This window comes from Lysobacter sp. TAB13, assembly GCF_052113885.1.
Lineage (GTDB): Bacteria > Pseudomonadota > Gammaproteobacteria > Xanthomonadales > Xanthomonadaceae > Lysobacter > Lysobacter gummosus.
The window spans coordinates 1-576 of sequence record NZ_JBFRDR010000103.1 but is presented as its reverse complement, the minus strand read 5'-3'; the positions used below and the strand labels follow the sequence as shown (position 1 = coordinate 576).

General features: G+C 59.9%; 1 protein-coding gene. It reads left to right on the top strand.

Translation table 11 applies throughout. The annotated features are described in order from the left end of the window. Positions 1-59 precede the first annotated feature (59 nt). Positions 60-576 (top strand): efflux RND transporter permease subunit (locus AB4Y92_RS25325; protein WP_441822121.1); only part of this gene is annotated, 517 nt, incomplete at its 3' end.

Here is a 576-nt window from a genome sequence, read left to right as displayed (position 1 = left end):
AGATGATTCCCCTCGCGGCTCTTGCAACCGTCGTTGCCAGTTCAGGACCAGACCGGGTGATGCACTACAATGGCTATCCCTCGGTCGACATTACAGGAGGGCCAGCGCGAGGTTACTCGTCCGGGCAGGCGACAGCGGCAATCGAGCGGATCGCGCGTGAGACGCTGCCAGCCGGCATGACATTCGAGTGGACCGATCTGACCTTCCAGGAGAAACAGGCCGGGAACACGGCCATGATCGTGTTCCCGCTCGCCGTATTGCTGGCATTCCTGATCCTGGCAGCCCAGTACAACAGCTGGTCATTGCCCTTCACGGTGCTGCTCATCGCCCCATTGGCGTTGCTGTCTGCGATCGTCGGCGTCTGGCTCTCAAACGGTGACAACAACATCTTCACCCAGATCGCGTTTGTCGTGTTGGTCGGTCTTGCGGCCAAAAATGCCATCCTGATCGTGGAATTCGCTTATGAAGAGGAAAAGAAGGGCCGCGATCCAATTGCCGCGGTGCTCGAAGCCGCGCGCCTGCGGTTGAGGCCGATCCTGATGACGTCGCTCGCGTTCATTGCGGGTGTCGTGCCAC